The organism is Streptacidiphilus sp. ASG 303 (assembly GCF_020991365.1).
In the GTDB taxonomy this organism is placed as follows: Bacteria; Actinomycetota; Actinomycetes; order Streptomycetales; family Streptomycetaceae; genus Peterkaempfera.
Genome location: NZ_JAJLRA010000017.1, coordinates 60,591 through 75,085, shown reverse-complemented (window position 1 = coordinate 75,085; position 14,495 = coordinate 60,591). Strand labels below are relative to the sequence as shown.

Below are 14,495 nucleotides of genomic sequence, written 5' to 3'. Positions count from 1 at the left end.
CTCACATTCTGCTCATATCGTATGAAAGGACCTGTGATCTCCCGCAGGGCGCCGGCGACGGTTGGAGGTGCGGTGCAGCAGGTCAGGAGCCGCCGTACCCTCCTCCTGCCCGTCCGGTGCCTGGTCGTGCTCTCGCTCGCCGCACTGATCCTCGGCGGGGCCGTCCCCTACGTGGGCGGCCCCGGCCACGCCTACCTCGGCTACCTGGTCGTCGCCGACCGGGACGACGCGTCCGGCGCAGCCCTCGCCGGACGGGAGGTGCGCGCGGCCGGCGGCACCGTCGTCCAGGACTACCCCCAGATCGGCGTGGTCCTCGCCTACGCCGACAGCCGTTCCTTCGCGGACCGGCTGCGGCGGCGCCCCGGCATCGCCGAGGCCGGCGCCGCCCGCACCGCCCCCGTGCCCGCGCCCCCCGGGAGCCTGGCGGACCCCGGCGACCTCCGCCGCCCCGGCGGCCCCCGGCCCCCGCGCGGCGCCGCCCCCCTCCCGCAGGACGCGGCACCTGGGCCGCAGGGTGCGGCACCCGGGCCTGAGGGCGCCGCACCCGGGCCGCAGGACGCCGCCCCCGCCCGGGGCCGCCCGGCGGACCTGCTTCCGGCCGACAACACCCCGACCGTCCCGGACCCCCGCGAGCGGCCCGCCTGGAACCTGGAGATGATCGGCGCCGACCCGGGTCCGGGCGGCGACGTCGCCGGACTGCCCAGCGGGTTCGGCGGCGACCGGCGGCAGGAGGCGCTCGGCCGCGTGGTGGTGGCCGTCCTGGACTCCGGCGTGGACGACAGCCACCCCGACCTGCGCGCCGCGGTCGACCCGGACCGCTCGGCGTCCTGCGCCGACGGCAGGCCCGACCGCTCCGACGGCGCCTGGCGGCCCGACGGCACCATCCCCGAGAGCGGCCACGGCACCCACGTCGCCGGCATCGTCGGCGCGGCCCGGGACGGCGACGGCGTGGTCGGGGTGGCCCCCGGCGTGCGGATCGCCGCCGTGCGGCTGCTCGGCCCGCAGGGCCAGTACTACGCCGAGAACATCGTCTGCGGGCTGCTGTGGGCGGCCGACCACGGGGCCCGCGCCATCAACGACAGCTACTTCTCCGACCCGTGGAAGTACAACTGCCCCGAGGACCCCGACCAGGCGGCCGTCATCGCCGCCGTCGCCCGCGCGGTGCGCTACGCCCAGGAGCGCGGCGCCGTGGTGGTCGCCTCGGCCGGCAACGACGCCCAGGACCTCGGGGCGCCCCGCACCGACGCCCGCAGCCCCAACGACCGGACCGCCGGCGCCGCCCCGGTGGTCCGCACCCTCGGCAGCGAGTGCATCCGCCTGCCGGCGGAGCTGCCCGGGGTCGTCGCGGTGAGCGCCGTGGAGCGCTCCGGCGCGCTCGCCGGGTACTCCAACTACGGAGGCGGCCGGATCACGCTCGCCGCACCCGGCGGCGACCCGGACGGCGGTTCGGCCAGGGCCGTGGTCTCGGACTGGCCGGGCGGGCGCTACGCGGCGCTGGCCGGCACCTCGATGGCGGCCGCGCACGTCACCGGCGCGGTGGCGCTGGCGGCGGCCGCCCACCCGGACTGGGGCTCGGACCGGCTGCGGGAGGCGCTGACCGCCGCGGCGCGGCGGGGGCGCTGCCCGCTCGGGCCGGAGCTGTGCGCGGACCCCCGCTACTTCGGCGCCGGGGTGCTCGCCGTCCCGCCGGACCCGCCCGCTCCGGGTTCCGGCCCGTAGCCGCCCCGCGCCCCGTACCGGGGCCACCGCGCCGCCCGGCCGCCCGCCCGGGGCCGCGGGCCCGGGACCCCGGGTGCGGGGCGGCCGCGGCGGCGCCGGTGCGTCGGGCGGCCGCCCCCGGCGGCGGGGGCGGCGCGGGGCGCCATACTGGACGCCATGCGGCTGACAGAGTTCTGGCGGAGGATGAACGCCCACTTCGGCGAGGCGTACGCGGACAGCTTCGCCCGCGACCACGTGATGACCGAGCTCGGCGGGCGCACCGTCCACCAGGCCCTGGACGCGGGGTGGGAGGCCAAGGACGTCTGGCGCGCGGTGTGCGCGGCGATGGAGGTGCCCGCGGCCCACCGCTGAGCCCTCCGGGAACCCGTGAGCCCCGGGCCCCGTGCCCCCGGGGCTCTGCTCCCCGGTGCGCCCCGGGCCGCCGGACCTGCGGCGGAGCGGGCGGCGGGGTGGCGGGTCCGTGCGCGGGCCGCTGCATGCATGGGTGAGACTGGGCCCGTGGCCGGCAGCGACGAACCCCAGCAGACCCCCGGGATCCCGCAGGGACCCGGGCCCCGGCAGGCCCCCGGCGCCCCCGGGTCCGCGCCCGCACCGGGGCGCGCCTCCCGGTGGGGCGAGGCCATGCCCCCCTGGCTCCCCAGGGCGCTGCTGCTCGGCTTCGCCTTCGCGGGGCTCTTCGAGTTCGCCGACTGGGCCTTCCACCGGCTGGTCGGCCTCTTCACCATGCTCCTGGTCTCCTTCTTCCTGTCCCTGGCGATGGAGCCCGCCGTGGACCGGATGGCGGCCCGCGGGGTGCGGCGCGGCCTCGGCACCCTCGTCGTCTTCCTGGTGGTGCTGCTCTGCATGGCCGGCTTCCTGGCCGCCCTGGGCACCCTCCTGGTCGACCAGGTCGGCCAGGTGGCGCGGCAGCTGCCGCACCTGCTGGACGACCTGGTCCGCCGGGTCAACGCCACCTTCCACACGCAGCTGACCCTGGACGAGCTGCAGCGGCGAATCCTGCGGGACTCCGGCGACGTCGAGCGGTACGCCCAGCAGGCCGCCGGGAACGTCTGGGGCCTGTCCAGCACGCTGGTGGGCGGCCTCTTCCGCCTCTTCACCATCGCCCTCTTCACCTTCTACTTCACGGCGGACGGCCCCCGGGTGCGCCGCACGGTCTGCTCGCTGCTGCCGCCGTCGCGGCAGGCCGAGGTGCTGCGCGCCTGGGAGATCGCCCTCGCCAAGACCGGCGGGTACCTCTACTCGCGCGCCCTGCTGGCGCTCTTCTCCGCCGTGGCGCACGCGGCGCTCCTGTTCGCCCTGGGCATCCCGTACGCGGCCGCGCTCGCGGTCTGGGTGGGCGTGGTCTCGCAGTTCGTGCCGACCATCGGCACCTATCTGGCCGGGGCGCTGCCGATCCTGGTGGCGCTCACCGTGGACCCGGTCGACGCGCTGTGGGTGCTGGTCTTCGTGGTCGTCTACCAGCAGGTGGAGAACTACCTGCTGCAGCCCCGGGTGACCGCGCGGACGGTGGAGGTGCACCCGGCGGTGGCGTTCGGCGCGGTGGTCGCGGGGGCCGCCCTGCTGGGAGGGGTGGGCGCGGTCATCGCCATCCCGGTGGCGGCGACCCTCCAGGGGTTCGTCAGCACGTACGTCCGGCGCTACGAGGTCGCCCACGACCCGCGGATCGACCGGGGCGAGGCGCGGCGGCTGCGGCGGCTGCGGCGCGCCGAGGCGGCCCGGCGCCTGCGCCGGCTCGTCTCCCGGCGCCGCCGCGGCGGCGGGGGGACCGGCCCCGGGACCGGCCCCGGGGCGGGTCCCGGGGCAGGTGGCGGCGGGGACGCCGGCGGTCGGGACGGCGGTCCGGGCGGCGGTCGGGACGGCGGCGGGGGCGGGTCCGCGGCGGGCGGTCCGGACCGCGGCTGAGGGCGCTCCCGCGGGGCGCCGGTGCTGCTCCGGGGTGTCCCGGGCCCGGTCCCGGGGTGCCGTTCCCCCCGGTAATCGAACTTGTGTTCTGTATGCTGGTTCCCGGCGGGTTGTCCACAGGCGGGGCCGCCCGGGCCCGATTGTCAGTGGTACGCGCTAGCGTCGAGGACGATGAAGCGCACAGCACAAACCAGCAGGGTGGAATCCATGGCAGGTACCGATCGCGAGCGGGCCCTCGAGACCGCACTCGCGCAGATCGAGCGACAGTTCGGCAAGGGGTCGGTGATGCGCCTCGGTGACGAGGCGCGTGCACCGATCGAGGTCATCCCGACCGGCTCCATCGCCCTGGACGTCGCCCTCGGCGTCGGCGGGCTCCCGCGCGGCCGCGTGGTGGAGGTCTACGGTCCGGAGTCCTCCGGCAAGACGACCATCGCCCTCCACGCGGTGGCCAACGCCCAGCGGGCCGGCGGCATCGTGGCGTTCGTGGACGCCGAGCACGCCCTCGACCCCGACTACGCGAAGAAGCTGGGCGTCGACACCGACGCCCTCCTGGTCTCGCAGCCCGACACGGGCGAGCAGGCCCTGGAGATCACGGACATGCTGATCCGCTCCGGGGCCATCGACCTCATCGTCATCGACTCGGTGGCGGCCCTGGTGCCGCGCGCCGAGATCGAGGGCGAGATGGGCGACTCGCACGTGGGCCTCCAGGCCCGCCTGATGAGCCAGGCGCTGCGGAAGATCACCGGTGCGCTCAACCAGTCCAAGACCACCGCGATCTTCATCAACCAGCTCCGCGAGAAGGTCGGCGTGATGTTCGGCTCCCCCGAGACCACCACCGGTGGCCGGGCGCTGAAGTTCTACGCCTCGGTGCGCCTGGACATCCGCCGCATCGAGACCCTCAAGGACGGCACCGAGGCGGTCGGCAACCGCACCCGGGTCAAGGTCGTCAAGAACAAGGTGGCCTCGCCGTTCAAGCAGGCCGAGTTCGACATCCTCTACGGCGTGGGCATCAGCCGCGAGGGCGGCCTGATCGACATGGGTGTGGAGCACGGCTTCATCCGCAAGTCGGGCGCCTGGTACACCTACGAGGGCGACCAGCTCGGCCAGGGCAAGGAGAACGCGCGCAACTTCCTGCGCGACAACCCCGACCTCGCCGACGAGATCGAGAAGAAGATCAAGGAGAAGCTGGGCGTCGGACCGCGCGTCGACACCCCCGCCGCCGACCCGGCGGACCCGGCCGCCGCGGCTGCTCCGGCCGTCCCGGCCGCCGCCGCCGACGACGCGGCCAAGCCCATCACGGCCACCGCCGCCAAGGCCGCGGCGGCCAAGAAGACCGCCAAGGCCTGATCCGCCGATGCGGAGCAGCGCCGAGCCGCCCGTCCCCGGCGGAGAACCGGGGACGGGCGACTGGGGTCCCCTGGACTGGTGCGCCAGCGGCGTCGGGGGCACCTCGTACCAGCAGCACGAGCCCCGGCCGGAGCCCGGACCGGCTGCGCCCGACGGGGACGGGGGCGAACGGCCGCCGTCCGCGCCGGCCCGCCGGTCCCCGGCCGGGTCCGGCCGACGCACACGCACCGGCCGGTCCGGGCGTACGGCGGGCCCCTCCTCCCGTGCGGAGGAGGAGCCCGACACGCGCGATCCCGCGACGCAGGCGCGGGCGATCTGCCTGCGGCTGCTCACCGGGTCGCCGCGCACCCGGAGGCAGCTCGCGGACGCCCTGCGCAGGCGGGGCATCCCCGAGGAGGCCGCCGAGGAGGTGCTCTCCCGGTTCGAGGACGTGGGCCTGATCGACGACGCGGCCTTCGCCGGAGCCTGGGTGGAGTCCCGTCACGCCGGCCGCGGGCTGGCCCGGCGCGCCCTCGCCCGGGAGCTGCGTTCGCGGGGGGTCTCCGGCGACGTGGCCGACGAAGCGGTCTCCCGGCTCGACCCGGAGCAGGAGGCGCAGACCGCCCGCGCCCTGGTGGACCGCAAGCTGCGCTCCACCCGCGGCCTCGACCGGCAGGTGCGCATCCGCCGCCTGGCCGGGATGCTCGCCCGCCGTGGGTACCCCGAGGGCCTGGCCCTGCGGGTCGTGCGGGAGGCGCTCGCCGAGGAGGGCGAGTCCGGCGAGGCACTGGACCACTGGCTGCCCGACGACTGAGCACCCGACGATCGAGAGCCCGACGACCGAGCACCGAGCACCGGGCGGCCGGGCACCCGACAGCCGGGCACCCGGCGGCTGGGCGCAGGGCGGTTGGACCCGCGGAGACCGGCTCCCGACGGCTCGGCGCACGATCACGGAGCACGCCGACGGTCGAGCCGCCCGGCGGTTGCTGTCCGCCGGTCCGGCCGCCGGAGGGGTGCCCGTCCGCCGACAGGGCTTCGGGCGTCCGGTGCCGGTCCGGGCCGTGCGGTGGCCCCCCTGCCCGGGCCGGTGCGCGGGGGACGCGCCGGGTCCCGGCAGCGGAGCGGGGCCCGCGGCCGGCGGGCTCACATCTCCGGCACGGCACACACCGCACGGCCGACCGCCCTGCCGTCCGCTCGTCGCTGTCCGCTCGTCGCCGTCCATTCGCCGACGTCCGTTCCGCCGCCGGCCGCTCCGACTCTGCTCACTCCGGGGCCGGCGGCTCGACGGGCAGGCCGGCGGCGGCCCACGCCTGGAAGCCGCCGACCATGTCGGTGGCCCGGTGCAGGCCGAGTTCCCGCAGGGAGGCCGCGGCGAGGGAGGAGGCATAGCCCTCGTTGCAGAGCACGATCACCCGCAGACCGTGGTGGACGGCCTCGGGCAGCCGGTGGTCGCACTGCGGGTCGAGACGCCACTCCAGTTCGTTGCGCTCCACGACCAGGGCGCCGGGCACCGTCCCGTCCCGTTCGCGCAGCGCGGCGTAGCGGATGTCGACCAGCAGCGCCCCCTCCTCCCGCACCGCGGCATCCGCCTGACGGGGCGTCACCCTGTCGAGACGGGCGCGGACCGCCGCGAGGACCTGGTCGATGCTGCGGGGTGCCCCCGTCACCGCGTCCACTCCCCGGGCTCCTCGACGGCTTCCAGGCGCAGCACCTGTCCGTCCCTGCTGTAGCGCCGCAGCAGGGGCAGCGGCGGGTGGTAGACGTGCACCGAGACGGCGTGCCCCTCCGGTGAGGTGTTCACCACCTGGTGCACGTGGTGGGGGCCGAAGGCCCGTCCTCGCCCGGCCGGGAGGTCGCGTTCGCGGTCGACGCCCTCCATCAGCTCCAGCGTCCGCCACCCCTCGGTGGGCAGCTCCGCGGCGAGCGACTGCTCGGTGAGCCGGCCTGCGGCGGTGGCGAAGGCGCCGCGGGAGCCGCCGTGGTCGTGCCAGCCGGTTCCGCTCCCCGGCGGCCAGCCGATCACCCAGGCCTCACTGCCGCCGGGCCCCTCCAGCGCGATCCAGGTCCGCTCCTCCGGACGGAGCGGCAGCCGGGCCAGGACGGCGGGGTCGGCGGCGGTGCGGTGGGCGAAGTCCAGCAGCTCGGCGAGCGAGGGGCCGCCGTCCGCAGGAGCGGCCACCACGGGAGCGGCTGCGGCAGGAGCGTCCGCCGGGTTCCCGGTCCTCGGGTTCCCGGCCGCCCGGCTGCCGGTCGCCGGGTTCCCCCGCGTCACGCGTGCGGACACCGGCGGGGCAGGCGCGGACGTACGGGAGGAGGCGGCGGACGTGCGGGTGGACGCGGACGCGGATGAGTCGGTGCGGGGCAAGGAGGACCGTCCTGGGGCGGCGCCCGGGTGCGGGCGACTGCGGGTGCGGATGGCCCGGCCGGGAGTGCGGCGGGGCGGCTGCGCTGGGCGCGACGACGCGGACGGCGCGGGCTGCGGGGCGGCGGCCGGCGGGATCCGCGGACGGGGTCGGTCAGACGGCGCAGCGGCAACACAGGCAGCCGACGTACCGGACCGTGTCCAGGTGCGTACGGCGGAAGAGCCTGATGCCGAGAAGTCCCACGGTCGGACTCAACCACGTGAGCGGAACCCGGTCAAGGACGCACCGCGCCGCCGGTGGCCCGCACCCCCGCATCCCGCAGCACCGCCGCATCCCGCCGTCCCGCCGTCCCGCGGTGCTGCTCCCCTGCGCGCCGCCCCGGGCGCCGGTGGCCTGCTCAGCCGCGCCGTCGACCGCCGCGTGCGGCCCCCGTGCCCGACCCGCGTATGCGGCCCCCGGGCTCACCGCACGGGTCCGACCCCCGGGGCCGACCCCGGGCCCGACCGGCAGGCTCAGCCGGCGGGCTCGGTGGCGGGCTCCGCGGTGGGCAGGGCGGCGGGGCCGCCGCGGGCGCGGTCCGCGAGCTCCCGCAGCTCCTCCGGCCGGTGCCCCTGCACCGTGCCGACCAGGTGGCCGTCCGGCCGGACCAGCAGCACGGTGTGGGCGGCCGCACCCTCGTACACCTCGGCCACCACCACCTCGGCGGGCGCCGGCAGCGCCGCGGCGGACGCCGCGAGCCGCGGCATCAGCCCGGCCCCCAGCCAGTGCTCGCTGGCCCACACCCCCGTGCCGGGGGCCACCAGGACCAACAGGAACCCGCGGCCGAGCCGTTCGTACAGCCGGTGGTGCGCGCCGTCGGCGGTGATCACCGGGACGTCCGGCACCAGGACGCCCGGCGCCGTGGAGGCCATGCCCTCCGAGAGTGCGGTGGCGCCCCGCCCGCCCCGGCCGCCGCCCGTCCCGCCGGACCGGGCCGGGCCGCCGGGGCCGCCCGGGTAGGCCGGGGGGCTGCCGAAGCGCCCGGTGCCGAGCGTGCCGTCGGCCAGCAGCGGGGCGTGCCGGCGGAAGGAGCCGGACAGCAGGCTGCGCCGGGCCTGCTGCCAGCCCTTGACGGGCCGCAGCAGCGGCATGGCCTGGTCCACGGCCCGCAGCCGTGCGCCGACCGCGCCGCGCCGCTCGGCCTCGTAGGAGTCCAGCAGGGCGTCGCCGGCGTGGTGGTGCCAGACGAGGGCGAGCTTCCAGGCGAGGTTGGCGGCGTCCCGCAGCCCGTCGTCGAGGTTCTGCATGCCGAGCGCACCGTGCAGGTGGGCGGCGTCGCCGGCGAGGAAGCAGCGCCCGGTGCGGAACCGCCCGGCGAGCCGCTGCTGCACGGTGTGGTCGGCGGCGGCCAGCAGCTCGTAGCGGGGGACCTCGCCGCACCAGCCCGCCAGGGTGGCGCGGACCCGGGCGACCAGGGTGTCGCCGGTGACGATGCCGGGCCAGGTGGCGTGCGGGTCGACGGGTTCGGCGGGGGAGGGGCGGCCGGGCGGCAGCCGCCAGTCGAGCCGCCACACGCCGTCGGGCAGCGGGCGGGCCAGGGCCTCGCGGTCGCCGCGCCACGGCGGGTCGCGGTGCAGCCGGGCCTCGCCGGGGAAGGGCAGGTCGACACGGAGGGTGGCGACGGCGTACCGGTCGACGGCCGTCCGGCCGGGGAAGCGGACGCGCAGCAGGCGGCGCACCGTGGACCGGGCGCCGTCGCAGCCGACGAGGTGGCTGCCGCGCCACCAGGTGGACCGGCCGTCCTGGGCGTGCCGGGTGCGCACGCCCACCCCGTCGCCGTCCTGCTCCAGCTCCTCGACGCGCTGCAGCGGCACCAGTTCGACCAGCGGCTCGGCGCCGGCGGCGTCCCGCAGGCCGCGCTGGAGGCGGTGCTGGGGCAGGTGGAGGACGGGCGTCGCGGACAGGTCGAGGCGGAGCACCTCCTGGCGGCGGCGCAGGACGTGCCAGGCGTCCCAGGCGGCGCCGTCGGCGGCGGCGCGCGTGTAGCCGAGCCGGGCGAGCTGGGCCGCGGTGTCCGGGCGCAGGACGGTGGTGCGGGGCGACTCCGGGCACAGGCCCGGCCCGTCGTCGAGGACGACGCTGGGCACCTCGTGGCGGGCGAGGTCGAGCGCGAGGGCGAGGCCGACCGGTCCGGCCCCGACGATGATCACCGGATCCACGGTGCGGCTCCCGGGAGGGGCTGCGGGGGTCGCGTACGGCGCAGCCGACGGTGTGTCGGTCCGCCCGGTGGGCCGCCTGGCCGCAGTACCCCGCATCCTGTCACGAAGAGCAATGCAACAGATCGCCGGGGGGCGCGTCAAGCAGCTCCGGGTGCACGCCGGATCGCGCCGTGGAGACCGGGGAGCCCCCGGGGCGCCGGGCGCTCCGGGGGCGGTTGACGCTGCGTCAGCCGAGACGGTCCGCTCCCCGGCGGCCCGCCTCCCGCCGGCTCACTCCCCGGTGGCCGCCGATCCCGCGGCCGCGGGCCCCGCCGCGGCCGGCAGGCCCGCGCCGCCGGTCCCCGCGTCCTTCGCCGGTGCGCCGGGCCCCGCGCCGCGGTTCCGGCGGCCGCGGGTCTCCAGCCACCGGGCCAGGCCGGACAGGGCCAGGCACAGGCCGATGTAGACCGGCGCGATCACGAGCACGACCGGCACGTAGGGGTAGCCCTCGGCGGTGCTGGTGGTGCCCGCGATCAGCTTGCCGACGTACAGCAGCTCCTCGTAGGTGATGATGTAGCCGAGCGAGGTGTCCTTGAGGGTGACGACCAGTTGGCTGAGCACCGACGGCAGCATCGCCCGGACGGCCTGCGGCACCAGCACGCCGCCCATGACCTGGGACTTGCGCATGCCGAGCGCGTACGCCGCCTCGGCCTGCCCCCGGGGCACGGCGTTGATGCCGGCGCGGAAGATCTCGGCCTGCACCGAGCCGTTGTACAGCGTCAGGCCGGCCACCAGCGCCCACAGCGGGGCGTCGCCGAAGAGCCCCTGGTAGAGCGCGAAGATCATGATGACCAGCGGCATCGCCCGGAAGAACTCGACGAAGGCGGTGCAGAACCAGCGCACCGGCCGGTGGTCCGAGAGCCGCCCGGCCGCCAGCAGCGCGCCGAGGGCCAGCGACAGCACGGCGGCGAACGCGAACGCGGTCAGGGTGTCCTGCAGCCCGTGCAGCAGCCGCTCCTGCACGTTCTTGTACTGGAACGGCGCCCACATGTCGGCCGAGAACTGCCCGTGCGAGGCCAGCCGCGCCACCGCCACCCAGACCAGGGCGGCGATGCCCGCGGTGGCGAGCACGCCGACGGCGAGGTTGCGCCGGCGGGCCCGGGGGCCCGGGGCGTCGTAGAGGACGCTGCCGCTCATCGTGCCACCGCCAGTCGGTTCTCCAGGGCGCGGAACAGCCCGCTGATCGCGAAGGTGATGACGAGGTAGCCCACGGCCACCCAGAAGAAGATCGCGACGATGTCGTAGCCGCGCTCGTTCCAGGTCCGCATCACGCCGTAGAGCTCGAAGACGTTGAACGCGCCGGCGATCGCGGAGTTCTTGGCGAGCGCGATCAGGACGGACCCGAGGGGCGCCACCACCGTGCGGGTGGCCTGGGGCAGCACCACCAGGCGCAGCGTCTGGCCGAAGGTCATGCCCAGGCTGCGGGCCGCCTCGGCCTGGCCCAGCGGCACCGTGTTGATGCCCGAGCGCACCGCCTCGCAGACGAAGCTGGAGGTGTAGCAGCCCAGCGCCAGCACGGCGAAGGTGAAGTAGTCCAGCGAGACGCCGATCTTCGGCAGGCCGAAGACGACGGCGAAGAAGAGCAGGACGAGCGGGGTGTTGCGGAGCACGTTCACCCAGACCGTGCCGAAGACGCGCAGCGGCGGCACGGGCGAGACGCGGAAGGCGGCCAGCAGCACCCCCAGCAGCAGGGCGAGCAGGCCGCTGATCGCGGTCAGCTCGACCGTGTGCAGGAAGCCGTCGCGGAAGAGCGCGAGGTTGTGGTCGCGGAACAGGAGGTCCAAGGCGGCCTTCCTCCTCCCGGGGTGGGGATTCGGGCGTGGCCGGGGCGGCGGCCGGACGGCCGCCGCCCCGGGGTTCGGTCAGTAGCGGGCGAGCTGCGGGGGCGTGGCGGTCGACCCGGACTTGCCGAGCGTCGCGTCGTACGCCTTCTTCCAGTCGCCGTTCTTCTCGTGCGCCTCGATCGCGTTGTTGATCGCGTCGCGCAGCGCCTTGTCGTCCTTGTTGAGGCCGACGCCGTAGGGCTCCTGGGAGAACGGCTTGCCGACGACCTTGAGCTTGCCCTCGTACTTGGCGGCGTAGCCCTTGAGGATGGCGTCGTCGGTGGTGACGGCGTCCACCGAGCCGTCGAGCAGCTTGTCGACGCACTGCGAGTAGGTGTCGAAGGCGACGATCTGCGCGCCGTACTTCTTGATCCGCTCGATGGAGGTCGAGCCGGTCGCCGAGCAGACCTTCTTGCCCTTGGTGGCCTCGGGGCCGGTGATGTCCGTGTTGTCCTTGGCGACCAGCAGGTCCTGGCCGGCGACGTAGTACGGGCCGGCGAAGGAGACCTTCTGCTTGCGGTCGTCGTTGATGGTGTAGGTGCCGACGTAGTAGTCGACCTCGCCGCCGGAGATCGCCGTCTCGCGGTTGGTCGACGGGACGGTCTTGAACTCCACCTTGTCGGCGGGGAAGCCCAGGTCGGCGGCGATCATCTTGGCGATCTCGATGTCGAAGCCGGTGCGGGTGCCGTTGGCGACGTCCTCGAAGCCGAGGTTCGGCTGGTCGGCCTTGGCGCCGACGATCAGCTTGCCGCGCTTCTTCGCTGCGTCGAAGGTGGGGGAGCCGGAGACCGAGACGTCCTTCTTCACCTCGTACGAGGAGGCGGGGCCCGAGCTGTCGCCGTTCGGCGACCCCTCCTTGCCGCACGCGGCGACGGCGGTCAGGGCGAGCACGGCCAGTGCGGCCGCGGCGGTGCGACGAGTCCTCATGCGGGTTCTCTCCTTGGCGGGGTCTCGCCCGGCCCCCGGCCACGGGGAGCGGGCGTCGGCCTGCTCGGCGGCAGGGTGCGGGAGCGGACGGGAGGGGGCGGGAGGGGGCGGGATCGGGGCGGAAGGGCGGCCGCGGCCCGGTTCAGTGGTGGAGGATCTTCGACAGGAAGTCCTTGGCCCGGTCGCTGCGGGGCGCGGTGAAGAAGGCCTCCGGGGTGTTCTCCTCGACGATGCGCCCGTCGGCCATGAAGACGACCCGGTTGGCGGCGGAGCGCGCGAAGCCCATCTCGTGGGTGACCACGATCATGGTCATGCCCTCGGCGGCCAGCTGCCGCATCACCTCCAGGACCTCGTTGATCATCTCGGGGTCCAGGGCGGAGGTGGGCTCGTCGAAGAGCATCACCTTGGGGTCCATGGCCAGGGCGCGGGCGATGGCGACGCGCTGCTGCTGGCCGCCGGAGAGCTGCGCCGGGTACTTGTCGGCCTGGGCGCCGACGCCGACCCGGTCCAGCAGCGTCCGGGCCTTCGCCTCGGCCTGGTCGCGCGGCACCTTCCGCACCTTGACCTGGCCCATGACGACGTTCTCCAGCACCGTGCGGTGCGCGAAGAGGTTGAAGGATTGGAACACCATGCCGACCTCGGCGCGCAGCCGGGCCAGCTCCCGGCCCTCGGCGGGCAGCGGCCGGCCGTCCACGGTGATGGTGCCGGAGTCGACCGTCTCCAGCCTGTTGATCGTGCGGCAGAGGGTGGACTTGCCGGAGCCGGACGGGCCGATCACCACGACCACCTCGCCCGCGGCGATCTCCAGGTCGACGTCCTGGAGCACGTGCAGGGCACCGAAGTGCTTGTTCACGCCCTTCAGCGACACCAGGGCGTCGGCCCCGGCGGTGGTCCCGGAGGTGGCGGCCTCGGTCATGCGCACACTGCTCCTTCTCGCCGTCCTGCCGGCTGCTTCCGCCGGCTGCCCGTTCCCCGCCGGCCGTACCGGCTGCCCGGCCGTGCCGACCGTCCGGCCGTACCGGCTGTTCAGCCGGGGCGCGGACCGGCGGAGTCCGCAGCCCCGGTGGGGCGACCATAGGAGCGCGTGCGACGCTCCGTCAGCAGATCTGAGCGGAACTTGAGGATCACGATCGGGACACGGGGGGCCTCCCCGCAGGTGGCGGACGGCGCCGTCGGCAAGGTTCCAGGTCAATAACGGTACCTGCGGGTTCACCGGATCGGGGTTGACCCGGACGGGTGGCCTGGGCGTGGATTCAGGGAACCGCGGCGGCCTGCCGAAGCGACATGGACAGAGCGACAGCGACACGGACACCGACAGCGACACGGACGGGTCCGGACGGCACGGAGCCGGACGGCGCCGTGAGGGAACCCGGGCGGAAGGGGAGAGCGGGATGCGCCTGCTCCTCGTCGAGGACGACGACCGCGTGGCGGCCGCCCTGGTGGCCGTACTCGGCAGGCACGGCTTCCAGGTGCGCCACGCCCGCAGCGGCAGTGAGGCGCTCGACGCGCTCGTGCCCGACGGCGCGGAGCCCTACCGCGTGGTGCTGCTCGACCTCGGCCTGCCCGACCGCGACGGCTTCGAGGTGTGCAGCCGGATCCGGGACTCCAGCGGGGTGCCCGTGATCATGGTCACCGCGCGCGCCGACACCCGGTCCCGCATCCACGGCCTCAACCTCGGCGCCGACGACTACGTCACCAAGCCGTACGACATGGGCGAGCTGCTCGCCCGCATCCACGCCGTCGCCCGCCGCGGCTCCGCGCCGCCCGCCGACCGCGCCGGCGCGCCGCCCTCCGCCGACCGGGCCGCCGAGGCCGGTCCGCTGGCGGCCCGGGGCATCGCCATCGACCGGGAGTGCCGCCGGGTGACCGTGGAGGGCCGCGAGGTCCCGCTCACCCGCAAGGAGTTCGACCTGCTGGCGCTCCTCGCCCAGCACCCCGGCGTCGTCTACCGGCGGGAGCAGATCTTCAGCGAGGTGTGGCGCAGCGGCTGGGAGGGCAACGGCCGCACCCTGGAGGTCCACGTCGCCTCGCTGCGCGCCAAGCTCGCGCTGCCGGCGCTGGTGGAGACGGTGCGCGGCGTCGGCTACCGGCTGGTCCCCGAGCCCCCGGACGGGCCGCCCGCCCCGCCCGCCCCGCCCGCGGCGGCCCGGAACCCGGCGGCCCCGCCCTCGGCCCCCGGAAGCGGCCGCTGACCCGTC

General features: G+C 76.0%; 13 protein-coding genes. 6 read left to right on the top strand and 7 right to left on the bottom strand.

Features of this window, described 5'->3' with window-relative positions; translation table 11 throughout:
• The first annotated feature begins 72 nt into the window (after positions 1-72).
• From LO771_RS20445 to recX, 5 genes are all read left to right on the top strand, one after another.
• On the top strand, positions 73-1,719 hold the full coding sequence (locus LO771_RS20445) for a S8 family serine peptidase (RefSeq protein ID WP_230654545.1): 1,647 nt from the start codon (positions 73-75) through the stop codon (positions 1,717-1,719).
• Between the two features lie 156 nt (positions 1,720-1,875).
• On the top strand, positions 1,876-2,070 hold the full coding sequence (locus tag LO771_RS20440) for a DUF3046 domain-containing protein (protein ID WP_230654543.1): 195 nt from the start codon (positions 1,876-1,878) through the stop codon (positions 2,068-2,070).
• A gap of 147 nt (positions 2,071-2,217) precedes the next feature.
• Entirely contained in the window at positions 2,218-3,621 is a 1,404-nt protein-coding gene (locus tag LO771_RS20435; protein ID WP_230654542.1) for an AI-2E family transporter, read from the top strand.
• A 207-nt stretch (positions 3,622-3,828) separates the two neighbouring features.
• Entirely contained in the window at positions 3,829-4,968 is a 1,140-nt protein-coding gene (gene recA, locus LO771_RS20430; protein WP_230654541.1) for a recombinase RecA, read from the top strand.
• 7 nt (positions 4,969-4,975) lie between these two features.
• Positions 4,976-5,761, top strand: a complete 786-nt coding sequence (gene recX, locus LO771_RS20425; RefSeq protein ID WP_230654540.1) for a recombination regulator RecX — start codon at positions 4,976-4,978, stop codon at positions 5,759-5,761.
• 448 nt (positions 5,762-6,209) lie between these two features.
• Here the strand turns inward: recX and LO771_RS20420 are convergent, their stop codons facing one another.
• From LO771_RS20420 to LO771_RS20390, 7 genes are all read right to left on the bottom strand, one after another.
• On the bottom strand, positions 6,210-6,623 hold the full coding sequence (locus LO771_RS20420; protein WP_230654539.1) for a rhodanese-like domain-containing protein: 414 nt from the start codon (positions 6,621-6,623) through the stop codon (positions 6,210-6,212).
• The gene (locus tag LO771_RS20415; RefSeq protein ID WP_230654537.1) at positions 6,611-7,129 is read right to left on the bottom strand and encodes a cysteine dioxygenase; all 519 of its coding nucleotides are present in this window, start codon (positions 7,127-7,129) and stop codon (positions 6,611-6,613) included. The genes LO771_RS20420 and LO771_RS20415 overlap by 13 nt, the downstream gene beginning before the upstream one ends.
• A gap of 693 nt (positions 7,130-7,822) precedes the next feature.
• Positions 7,823-9,508, bottom strand: coding sequence for an FAD-dependent monooxygenase (locus LO771_RS20410; protein ID WP_230654536.1), 1,686 nt, complete (start codon positions 9,506-9,508; stop codon positions 7,823-7,825).
• 270 nt (positions 9,509-9,778) lie between these two features.
• Entirely contained in the window at positions 9,779-10,684 is a 906-nt protein-coding gene (locus tag LO771_RS20405) for an amino acid ABC transporter permease (protein WP_230654534.1), read from the bottom strand.
• Positions 10,681-11,322, bottom strand: coding sequence for an amino acid ABC transporter permease (locus LO771_RS20400; RefSeq protein ID WP_374228205.1), 642 nt, complete (start codon positions 11,320-11,322; stop codon positions 10,681-10,683). Before LO771_RS20400 ends, LO771_RS20405 begins: the two co-directional genes overlap by 4 nt.
• A gap of 87 nt (positions 11,323-11,409) precedes the next feature.
• On the bottom strand, positions 11,410-12,297 hold the full coding sequence (locus LO771_RS20395) for a glutamate ABC transporter substrate-binding protein (RefSeq protein WP_230654532.1): 888 nt from the start codon (positions 12,295-12,297) through the stop codon (positions 11,410-11,412).
• Between the two features lie 142 nt (positions 12,298-12,439).
• Entirely contained in the window at positions 12,440-13,213 is a 774-nt protein-coding gene (locus tag LO771_RS20390) for an amino acid ABC transporter ATP-binding protein (RefSeq protein ID WP_304944847.1), read from the bottom strand.
• 475 nt (positions 13,214-13,688) lie between these two features.
• Here LO771_RS20390 and LO771_RS20385 point away from each other — a divergent pair, with 475 nt between their 5' ends.
• Complete coding sequence (locus LO771_RS20385; RefSeq protein ID WP_230654531.1) at positions 13,689-14,489, top strand: response regulator transcription factor; 801 nt, start codon at positions 13,689-13,691, stop codon at positions 14,487-14,489.
• Positions 14,490-14,495: the final 6 nt, after the last annotated feature.

Bases quoted from the DNA above. Each gene is read 5' to 3' on its own strand.
- LO771_RS20440 (WP_230654543.1), top strand. From the start codon at position 1,876: ATGCGGCTGACAGAGTTCTGGCGGAGGATGAACGCCCACTTCGGCGAG.
- recA (WP_230654541.1), top strand. From the start codon at position 3,829: ATGGCAGGTACCGATCGCGAGCGGGCCCTCGAGACCGCACTCGCGCAG.
- recX (WP_230654540.1), top strand. From the start codon at position 4,976: ATGCGGAGCAGCGCCGAGCCGCCCGTCCCCGGCGGAGAACCGGGGACG.
- LO771_RS20405 (WP_230654534.1), bottom strand. From the start codon at position 10,684: ATGAGCGGCAGCGTCCTCTACGACGCCCCGGGCCCCCGGGCCCGCCGG.
- LO771_RS20395 (WP_230654532.1), bottom strand. From the start codon at position 12,297: ATGAGGACTCGTCGCACCGCCGCGGCCGCACTGGCCGTGCTCGCCCTG.
- LO771_RS20390 (WP_304944847.1), bottom strand. From the start codon at position 13,213: ATGACCGAGGCCGCCACCTCCGGGACCACCGCCGGGGCCGACGCCCTG.
- LO771_RS20385 (WP_230654531.1), top strand. From the start codon at position 13,689: ATGCGCCTGCTCCTCGTCGAGGACGACGACCGCGTGGCGGCCGCCCTG.